The 10015-nt window shown below is 62.0% G+C and carries 9 protein-coding genes; 5 read left to right on the top strand and 4 right to left on the bottom strand.

What is annotated here, in order from left to right; translation table 11 throughout:
• The 3 genes from DBR18_RS08180 to DBR18_RS08170 form a co-directional block, all read left to right on the top strand.
• On the top strand, nt 1-358 hold a 358-nt coding region (locus tag DBR18_RS08180; RefSeq protein ID WP_256588623.1), incomplete at its 5' end, for a MaoC family dehydratase.
• A 102-nt stretch (nt 359-460) separates the two neighbouring features.
• Nucleotides 461-2188, top strand: a complete 1728-nt coding sequence (locus tag DBR18_RS08175) for a C13 family peptidase (protein WP_108589968.1) — start codon at nt 461-463, stop codon at nt 2186-2188.
• Nucleotides 2189-2215: 27 nt separating this feature from the next.
• Nucleotides 2216-2857: an oxidoreductase gene (locus tag DBR18_RS08170; RefSeq protein WP_108589967.1), complete on the top strand. Its 642-nt coding sequence runs from the start codon at nt 2216-2218 to the stop codon at nt 2855-2857.
• A 195-nt stretch (nt 2858-3052) separates the two neighbouring features.
• Here DBR18_RS08170 and DBR18_RS08165 read toward each other — a convergent pair whose 3' ends face one another.
• The 4 genes from DBR18_RS08165 to DBR18_RS08150 all read right to left on the bottom strand — a co-directional run bounded on the left by DBR18_RS08165 (nt 3053) and on the right by DBR18_RS08150 (nt 7428).
• Nucleotides 3053-3337 carry a YceK/YidQ family lipoprotein gene (locus DBR18_RS08165; RefSeq protein WP_108589966.1) on the bottom strand — a complete coding sequence of 95 codons (285 nt, stop codon included), beginning with the start codon at nt 3335-3337 and terminating at the stop codon, nt 3053-3055.
• Nucleotides 3330-3977, bottom strand: coding sequence for a flavin prenyltransferase UbiX (ubiX, locus tag DBR18_RS08160; protein ID WP_108589965.1), 648 nt, complete (start codon nt 3975-3977; stop codon nt 3330-3332). Before ubiX ends, DBR18_RS08165 begins: the two co-directional genes overlap by 8 nt.
• A complete protein-coding gene (mpl, locus tag DBR18_RS08155; RefSeq protein WP_108589964.1) occupies nt 3974-5323 on the bottom strand; it encodes a UDP-N-acetylmuramate:L-alanyl-gamma-D-glutamyl-meso-diaminopimelate ligase in 1350 nt (449 codons plus the stop codon). The genes ubiX and mpl overlap by 4 nt, the downstream gene beginning before the upstream one ends.
• A gap of 191 nt (nt 5324-5514) precedes the next feature.
• Entirely contained in the window at nt 5515-7428 is a 1914-nt protein-coding gene (locus tag DBR18_RS08150; RefSeq protein ID WP_108589963.1) for a sigma-54-dependent Fis family transcriptional regulator, read from the bottom strand.
• Between the two features lie 383 nt (nt 7429-7811).
• Here DBR18_RS08150 and DBR18_RS08140 point away from each other — a divergent pair, with 383 nt between their 5' ends.
• Both DBR18_RS08140 and DBR18_RS28930 read left to right on the top strand, forming a co-directional pair.
• The gene (locus DBR18_RS08140) at nt 7812-9332 is read left to right on the top strand and encodes an aldehyde dehydrogenase family protein (protein WP_108589961.1); all 1521 of its coding nucleotides are present in this window, start codon (nt 7812-7814) and stop codon (nt 9330-9332) included.
• A gap of 303 nt (nt 9333-9635) precedes the next feature.
• Nucleotides 9636-10015 (top strand): amino acid permease (locus DBR18_RS28930; protein WP_256588635.1); only part of this gene is annotated, 380 nt, incomplete at its 3' end.

Here is a 10015-nt window from a genome sequence, read left to right as displayed (position 1 = left end):
CGCCGAAGCCACCGGGGATTATCAGTTCATCCATGTCGACCCGGTCAAAGCCGCGCAAACGCCATTTGGCAGCACCATTGCTCACGGTTTCCTGTCGCTGTCGCTGATCCCCAAACTGATGGAAGACATCCTCGTGCTGCCGCAAGGCCTGAAGATGGTGGTCAATTATGGTCTGGACAGCGTGCGCTTCATCCAGCCGGTGAAGGTCAATTCGAAAGTACGCCTGAAGGTCGATCTGGTCGAAGTCACCGAGAAGAAACCCGGGCAGATTCTGCTCAAGGCCACCGCAACACTGGAGATAGAGGGTTCGGACAAACCGGCCTACATCGCCGAACCGCTGTCGCTCTGCTTCGTGTAAGTGTCCCGGATGCGAAGCGGCTCACGCTGTTTCGCATTCCCTCTCTATATATGCGACACATAGCTGCGGCATACTCGGTCGCCTAATTGCCCGGATCCCGCTATGCGCTCACTCGCTTCTCTTGCACCCATTGCCCTGACCCTGATGCTCACCGCGTGCGGCGACGGCGAATCGCTGTTGCCCCCGGATGCGCGCCTGCCGGACGGCGGACGCTATCGTGGCGAACTGGTCAATGGCTTGCTGCAAGGCCAGGGCCGGGTCGACTACCCCAACGGCAGCTGGTACGCCGGACAGTTCGACAAGGGCCAATGGCATGGTCAGGGCGAGTGGCACGGCAGCAACGGCGAAGTCTATCGCGGCCAGTTTCAGCAGGGCCTGTTCGATGGCCAGGGCAGCCTGACCACCAACGCCAGCAGTTACACCGGCGGTTTCAAGCAGGGCCGGCGCGACGGTGAAGGTACGCTGAAAGAAAACGGCATGACCTACCGTGGCGAGTTCAAGGCTGACCAGTATTCCGGGCTGGGCCGTCTGGAAATGGACGACGGCAGTTCCTATCAGGGCCAGTTCGCCCACGGCAAACCCAACGGCGAAGGCCAGCGCGGCGATGCCAGCGGCAATACCTTCAGCGGCCACTTCGTCAACGGCCAGCTCGAAGGCAACGGCACGTTCAACAGTGCCGATGGCGACATCTATGTCGGCGGCTTCAAGAACAGCCAGCTGCACGGCAAGGGTCGCTATGAAAACGCCGATGGCGACGTCTGGCTCGGCCAGTTCAAGGAAGGTGCGCTGACCGGCAAGGGCGAATTGATCGGCACCGACGGCAGCCATTACATCGGCTACTTCAACGACTGGCGTTTCAGCGGTCAGGGCCGTTTGAATCTGTCTGACGGCAGCTTCTACATCGGCGGGTTCGACAGCGACAGCTACGCCGGGCGCGGCACTCTGGTGCTGACCGATGGCACCGTGCTCAGCGGTACCTGGATCAATGGCCAGCGGGTGCGCGACGCCGATGGCAAGCTGCTGCCCGACACCCTCGAACTCGGCCTGCTCGCTCAGGGCCACCTGCTCGACGAAGCGCTGGCCGACGTGCCTGCCTCAACGCCGGCCGTCGAGCTGTACACCCTGACCCTCGGTGGCGACGGCAAGCAAAGCGTATTCCTGCGCGAGTCCGATTTCGTTGCCAACATGCTCACCACGCGCTTCGGTGCCTACGGCCAGATTCGTCTGGTCAACCACCGCGACCACCTCGCCGACCGGCCGATGGCCACCCGTGAGAACCTGCGCCGTGCCGCCCAGACCCTGGCCGAACGCAGCGGCCCGGAAGACCTGATCTTCATCTACCTGACCAGCCACGGCACCGCCGAGCATGAACTGGTGCTCGATCAGCCGCGCATGGAGCTGGCGGATCTGCCCGCCGATGAACTCGCCACGGTGCTGGCGCCGCTGAAAAATCGCGACAAGGTAATCGTGATTTCATCGTGCTATTCCGGTGGTTTCATCCCCGCGCTGAAAGATGAGCGCACACTGATCATGACCGCCTCGCGCGCCGACCGCGTGTCGTTCGGTTGCTCGGAAGAAGCCAACTTCACCTACTTCGGCGATGCCCTGTTTGCGCAGGCATTGAACCAGACCGACGACCTGGAGCAAGCCTTCAAACTGGCCAGGGCCACCGTGGCCGAACGTGAACTGGCAGATAATTTCGAAGCCTCGGAGCCGCAGATCTGGGCGCCGAAAACAGTGCTCGCGCACTGGCAACTGCTGCGCAAACAGCAAGCAAGAAAAGCTTTGCAGAGTGCTGCGTTGAACGACGGAGCGACAAACAGCAACTAAGCTGAACAGTATCAAGGGAGAGACACTATGTACTTGACGCCTCAGCACGTATTGCTTGCCGGAGCCACCGGACTGACCGGTGAACACCTGCTCGACCGTTTGCTCAACGAGCCGACGATCACCCGCGTGCTTGCCCCGTCCCGCCGGCCGCTGGCGGAGCATCCACACCTGGAAAACCCGGTGGGCGATCCACAGGCGTTTCTGCCGCAGCTCAGTGGCCGCGTCGATATCGCCTACTGCTGCCTTGGCACCACCATCAAACAGGCTGGCTCGGAAGAGGCGTTCCGCGCGGTGGATCTGGACATGGTTGTGGCCTTCGCCAAACGCGCCCGGGAGATGGGCGCACGGCACCTGATCGTGATCAGTGCACTGGGCGCCGATCCGAAATCATCGATTTTCTATAACCGCGTGAAGGGCGAAATGGAACAGGCATTGCGCGCGCAGGACTGGCCGCAACTGACCATCTGCCGGCCATCGCTGCTGCTGGGCGATCGTACCGAGCCACGTCTGGGCGAACAGCTGGCCGCGCCGTTTTCCAAACTGATTCCCGGCAAGTACCGCGGCATCGAAGCCTGCCAACTGGCCCGGGCGATGTGGCGTCTGGCGCTGGAAGAGCAGGATGGGGTGCGGATCGTTGAGTCGGATGAGCTGCGCAAGCTCGGCAAGTAATTTGTGGTGCCTGGGCTGGCCTCTTCGCGGGCAAGCCCGCTCCCACATTTGCTCCGCGCATACCTGGGGGAGCCAGCCTGCTGGCGATGGAGTGCAAAGCACTCCCAGAATCAAAAGATCGCAGCCTTCGGCAGCTCCTACAGGGTGAACGGTAATCTCATGTAGGAGCTGCCGAAGGCTGCGATCTTTTGATCTTTACAATCCACCCGTCGCCTGAAACCCCACGCCAATCACGGTCAGCAACGACAACGGCAACAACAGCGTATCGAGCAACGCACTCGCCGGCAGATCCACGCCCGGATAACCCGGCGCTTCAGCGCCGAAGCGATCCATCGCACAGCACCCGCCATTCATCGCATACAAATCCAGGCGCGTCCCGGAATACACCACCGGCGCACCCGGTTTGGCCGCATCCAGCGTGCGCGCCGTGGCGCAGCCGGCCAGTTGCAGGGCCAGCGCAACCACCAACAGCTTATTCATCGCTGCTCAGATGATGCTCGCCCCAACGCGGCAGCATGTCCTGAGGAATGCCCAGCAGATTGAGAATTCGCGCCACGACGAAATCGATCAGGTCATCGATGGTCTGCGGCTGGTGATAGAAGCCCGGCGAGGCCGGCAGGATGGTCACGCCCATGTTCGACAGCTTGAGCATGTGCTCCAGATGAATGCTCGAATACGGCGCTTCACGCGGCACCAGAATCAACTGGCGACGCTCCTTCAAAGTGACGTCCGCCGCGCGCTCGATCAGATTGTTGCAGGCACCCGTGGCGATCGCCGACAAGGTGCCGGTCGAGCACGGCACCACCACCATCGCCGCCGGCGCGCCGGAACCCGACGCCACCGGCGACATCCAGTCTTCCTTGCCATACACGCGGATCTGCCCGGCGGCGGCCCCGGTGTATTCAGTAAGGAACGCCTGCATCATCTGCGGCTTCGCCGGCAGCGTGACATCGGTCTCGGTGGCCATCACCAGTTGCGCGGCCTTGGAGATCAGGAAGTGCACTTCGCGATCTTCGCGCACCAGACAATCGAGCAGGCGCAAACCGTACTGCGCGCCGGACGCGCCGGTCATCGCCAGCGTGATGCGCTCCGGACCGCCGCTCTGGGCGAAAGTGTTCATCGCAGCGCCTCGGCCAGTTTGCCGTGCAGACCACCGAAGCCGCCGTTGCTCATGATCACCACGTGCGTGCCGGGCTGGGCCTGGCTCTTCACGCGTTCGATGATGCCTTCGAGCGAATCGCTGACGATCGACGGCACACTGCACAGCGCGGCGGTGGCACCCAGATCCCAGCCGAGGTTGGCCGGGGCGTACCAGATCACCTGATCGGCATCGACCACGCTGTCGGGCAGGCCATCGCGGTGCGCGCCGAGCTTCATCGAGTTGGAGCGTGGTTCGATGATCGCGATCAGCGGTGCGTCGCCGATGCGCTTGCGCAGACCGTCGAGGGTGGTGGCAATGGCGGTCGGGTGGTGGGCGAAGTCGTCGTAGATAGTGATGCCGCGCACTTCGGCGACTTTCTCCATGCGGCGTTTGACGTTCTTGAACGCGCTCAACCCGGCGATGCCCATCGATGGCACCACACCGACATGCCGCGCCGCTGCCAGCGCAGCCAGGGCGTTGGCGACGTTGTGCTGACCGGTCAGCTCCCATTCCACGGTGCCCTGGGACACGCCTTCGAACATCACTTCGAACGCCGAGCCATCGTCCTTGAGCAGTTTGACCTGCCACTGACCGCCGGCACCGGTGGTTTGCACCGGGGTCCAGCAACCCATTTCGATCACGCGCTGCAAGGCAGGCTCGGTGGTCGGGTGAATCACCAGACCTTCGCTCGGAATGGTGCGCACCAAGTGGTGGAACTGCCGCTCGATGGCCGGCAGATCGGGGAAGATGTCGGCGTGATCGAACTCAAGGTTGTTGAGGATCGCGGTGCGCGGGCGGTAGTGGACAAACTTCGAACGCTTATCGAAGAAGGCGCTGTCGTATTCGTCAGCCTCAATCACGAAGAACGGCGTACCGCCCAGACGGGCCGACACCGAGAAATTCTGCGGTACGCCGCCGATCAGGAAACCCGGGCTCATGCCGGCGTGTTCCAGGACCCAGGCGAGCATGCTGCTGGTGGTGGTCTTGCCGTGCGTACCGGCAACCGCCAGCACCCAGCGCCCTTGCAGCACGTGATCGGCCAGCCACTGAGGGCCGGAGACGTACGGCAGGCCTTTGTTCAGCACGTATTCCACCGCCGGGTTGCCGCGGGACATGGCGTTGCCGATCACCACCAGATCCGGCGCCGGATCGAGCTGGGCAGGGTCATAGCCCTGGGTCAGTTGAATGCCCTGGGCCTCAAGCTGCGTGCTCATCGGTGGATAGACGTTGGCGTCGGAGCCGGTCACGTGATGGCCCAGCTCTTTGGCCAGAACCGCCATCGAGCCCATGAAAGTCCCGCAGATACCCAGAATATGAATGTGCATAGTCGACCTCGTAAAACATGGCCGCAGGTTAGCGCAGGGAGGGGGAAATCGCACTCTTTAGCTGATCACCATCACACCACGATCACTACCCCACCTGTAGGAGCTGCCGAAGGCTGCGATCTTTTGATCTTGTTCTTTACAGGATCAAAAGATCGCAGCCTCGTTGCACTCGGCAGCTCCTACAGGGGGATTCATGCGGTTCGGGCGATGCCGTGTTTGCGCAGCTTTCTGTAGAGGGTGTTGCGGCTCACGCCGAGTTGCTCGGCGGTGTGAGTCATGTGCCAGCGTGTTTGCTCCAGCGCATTGAGCAACGCCAGCCGCTCGGCGTCCTCCAGCGGATGCTCGGACTCAACCGACTTCAGCGCAAGCGGCGGCTGTGCCTGGCGAATCATCGCCGGCAAATCCTCCAGGCCGACTCGCCCGTCATCACACAACGCCGCCAGCGTGCGCAGGACATTGCGCAATTGCCGCACATTGCCCGGCCAGTTGAACGCCAGCAACGCTTGCCGCGCCGATTCGTCGATCACAATCGCTTCGCCGCCCGCCTCCTCGGCCAGCAGGAAATCCAGCAACTGCGATTTATCACTGCGTTCGCGCAACGCCGGTAACGCGACCTCCAGACCATTCAGCCGGTAATACAGATCCTCGCGGAAGCTGCCGTCAGTGACGCGATCAAGCAGATTGCGGTGGGTGGCGCTGATGATCCGCACGTTGACCGCCTCCGGCTCGCCACCAATCGGCACCACTTGGCGGTCTTCCAGCACCCGCAGCAAACGGGTCTGCAACGCCAGCGGCATGTCACCGATTTCATCGAGAAACAGCGTGCCGCCATCGGCCTGCTGCAGCTTTCCGCGCATGCCGTCCTTGCGTGCGCCGGTGAAACTGCCGCCGCGATAACCGAACAGTTCGCTCTCGATCAGGCTCTCGGGAATCGCTGCGCAATTGAGCGCAACAAAAGCCTTGCTGGCGCGCTGGCTGGCGTGATGTACAGCCTTGGCGAAGGCTTCCTTGCCGGAGCCGGTTTCACCATTGATCAGCAGCGGTACGTCGCGCTCGAACACCCGCAGCGCCTTGCGGAAATCCGCTTGCAGCGTTGCGTCACCGAGGCAGATGCCCGCCAGCGGTTGCGGCTTGGCCACGACCGGGGTCGGCATGATCGGTGCCGGTTTGCGCGATTCGCCGCGCAGCAAGGCAAACAGATGCCGGCCGTCGCGGGTGCGCAGCGGCCAACTGGCGCTGGCATTGGCGCTGGCACGACCGAGCAACTCGTCCAGCGAGCAATCGAAAAACGCCTCGACCGGTTTGCCGAGCAAACCACCGCGAATATGCCCGAGCAGGTTCAGCGCACTCTGGTTGACCGCACTGATCCGCCCTTCCCCGTCAAACGCCAGCAGCCCTTCACTGAACAGCCCGACCGATTCGGCCTGCAGATGAAAACGCAGCAACCACTGATTGTCGAAGCAACGCAGGAAATAGCAGCTCTCGATCATCTTCGCCGACAGATTGACCAGCGCCATGGTATGGAACTGGCTCTGGCGCGAGACATCGTGGCGCGCCGAGGATACATCGAGTACCGCGAGCAGTTCGCCGTGCGGGTCGAACACCGGGCTCGCCGAGCAGGTCAGGCCGGTGTGGCGGCCGCGAAAGTGTTCGTCCTGATGGATGGTCAGCGCCTGGCGCTCGACCAGACAGGTGCCGATGCCGTTGGTGCCTTCGCAGGCTTCGCTCCAGTCGGCGCCGAGCCAGAGCCCGGCACGCTCGAAAATCTTGCGCTCGGCGGGTGCGGTGACGCAGTTGAGGATCACCCCGCGTGCATCGGTCAGCAGCACCGCGTGACCGGCGCCGGAGAGTTGCTGATGCAGGCTGCTCATTTCATTGCCGGCGATCTGCAACACCTGTTGCAGACGTTCGCGGCTTTCGAGGACACGCCCGTGTTCGAGGACGGTGGGCGCCATGGTCAGGGCCGGATCGAGGTGATAGTCCTCAAGACAGCGCAGCCACGAGCGGGCAATCGACGGATCGGCACCGGGCCCGTGCAGGTGCGGCTTGCCCTGACTGACGGTGAGAACCTGCTGGGCATGGCGACTCAAATGGTTGTCGTGCATTTCTTATTGTTCTCCCCGAAAGGTCGACGCAAACCTCGTGTAGGAGCTGCCGAAGGCTGCGATCTTTTGATCTTCAAAAACAAGGTCAAAAGATCGCAGCCTTCGGCAGCTCCTGCAGGGTTTCTGTTGGCTGAGGATCCTCCAGGCAGGCCGGCATTGCAATGCTGGCAAGACCGGTCGGTCACGGGCTGTGCCAAAAGCGGTACAAACTGTCACCCCGTCTGTACCAAAACCATCACAGGCGCCGCCCGCCCGTCCGACAAAAACCACGCAAGGCCTTGATTTTCCTGCCCTGCACGGCAGTGGCCCGACCTTTGCTCTACGCTTATAGCAAGCGCACTTGCGCGTTTCTCTAATAAGTACAAAGCCAAGGAGAACACATCATGCGTTACGCTCACCCCGGTACTGAAGGCGCCAAAGTCACGTTCAAGAGCAAGTACGGTAACTACATCGGCGGCGAGTTCGTCGCGCCTGTCAAAGGTCAGTACTTCACCAACACCTCGCCAGTGAATGGCCAGCCGATTGCCGAATTTCCCCGCTCCACTGCCGAAGACATCGACAAGGCACTGGACGCCGCCCACGCCGCTGCCGATGCGTGGGGCGCCACTTCGGTGCAGGCGCGCTCGCTGATCCTGCTGAAAATCGCCGACCGCATCGAACAGAACCTTGAACTGCTGGCGATCACTGAAACCTGGGACAACGGCAAAGCCATCCGCGAAACCCTCAACGCTGACATCCCGCTGGCCGCCGACCACTTCCGCTACTTCGCCGGCTGTCTGCGCGCCCAGGAAGGCAGCGCTGCCGAAATCGACGGCAACACCGTGGCCTATCACATCCATGAACCGCTGGGCGTGGTCGGCCAGATCATCCCGTGGAACTTCCCGCTGCTGATGGCCGCGTGGAAACTCGCCCCGGCACTGGCTGCCGGCAACTGTGTGGTGCTCAAGCCTGCCGAGCAGACCCCGCTGGGCATCTGCGTGCTGATGGAGCTGATCGGTGATCTGCTGCCACCGGGCGTGCTCAACGTGGTGCAAGGTTTCGGCAAGGAAGCCGGCGAAGCCCTGGCCACCAGCAAACGCATCGCCAAGATCGCGTTCACCGGTTCGACCCCGGTCGGCTCGCACATCATGAAATGCGCCGCCGAGAACATCATTCCGTCCACCGTGGAACTGGGCGGCAAGTCGCCGAACATCTTCTTCGAAGACATCATGCAGGCCGAACCGACCTTCATCGAGAAGGCTGCCGAAGGTCTGGTGCTGGCGTTCTTCAATCAGGGCGAAGTCTGCACCTGCCCCTCCCGCGCGCTGGTGCAGGAATCGATCTACGACGAATTCATGCAAGTGGTGATGAAGAAGGTCCTGCAGATCAAACGCGGCGACCCGCTGGACACCGACACCATGGTCGGTGCACAGGCTTCCGAGCAGCAATTCGACAAGATTCTTTCGTACCTGGAAATCGCCAAGGGCGAAGGTGCCGAGCTGCTGACCGGCGGCAAGGTGGAAAAACTCGAGGGCAATCTTGCGACCGGCTATTACATCCAGCCGACCCTGCTCAAGGGCACCAACAAAATGCGCGTGTTCCAGGAAGAAATCTTCGGCCCTGTGGTGAGCATCACCACCTTCAAGGACGAAGCCGAAGCCCTGGCGATCGCCAACGACACCGAGTTCGGCCTCGGTGCCGGCCTGTGGACCCGCGACATCAACCGCGCCTACCGCATGGGCCGCGCGATCAAGGCCGGTCGTGTGTGGACCAACTGCTACCACCTGTACCCGGCGCACGCCGCGTTCGGCGGGTACAAGAAGTCCGGCGTCGGCCGTGAAACCCACAAGATGATGCTCGATCACTATCAGCAGACCAAAAACCTGCTGGTGAGCTACGACATCAAGCCGTTGGGCTTCTTCTAAAACCCGGGGCAACACAGATGTTTCTGTGTCGCCCTCCAAATAGCTATCGCTGGCAAGCCAGCTCCCACAGGGATCTTTGCAGATCTCGATAACGGGAACACCACAGATACCTGTGGGAGCTGGCTTGCCAGCGATGGCGTCCTCAATGACACAACCCCAAGGCCTGGCCGCTCTGGCACGGCCCTTGCGTACCCGTCATTCAGGTTTTGCACAAAAACTGCCGCTGCGTGAACAGCATCCATCCACCTCAACCGCTGCACCCGAAAGTCCAACAGATCGAACAATAAAAAACAGAGAGGACTTATGACTTCCACCACACAGCTCAAACCCACACTCGGCACCCTGCACCTCTGGGGCATTGCCGTCGGCCTGGTGATTTCCGGCGAGTACTTCGGCTGGAGTTACGGCTGGGGCACCGCAGGCACCCTCGGATTTCTGGTCACGGCGCTGATGGTCGCGACCATGTACACCTGCTTCATCTTCAGTTTCACCGAACTGACCACCGCGATTCCCCACGCGGGCGGGCCGTTTGCCTACAGCCGCCGGGCGTTCGGCGAGAAAGGCGGATTGATCGCCGGCATCGCCACCCTGATCGAATTCGTCTTCGCCCCACCGGCGATTGCCATGGCCATCGGCGCCTACCTCAACGTGCAGTACCCGGAGCTTGATCCGAAGGTCGCGGC

This window comes from Pseudomonas sp. HMWF021, assembly GCF_003061005.1.
In the GTDB taxonomy this organism is placed as follows: domain Bacteria; phylum Pseudomonadota; class Gammaproteobacteria; order Pseudomonadales; family Pseudomonadaceae; genus Aquipseudomonas.
This window is presented reverse-complemented; position numbering and strand designations above follow the sequence as displayed.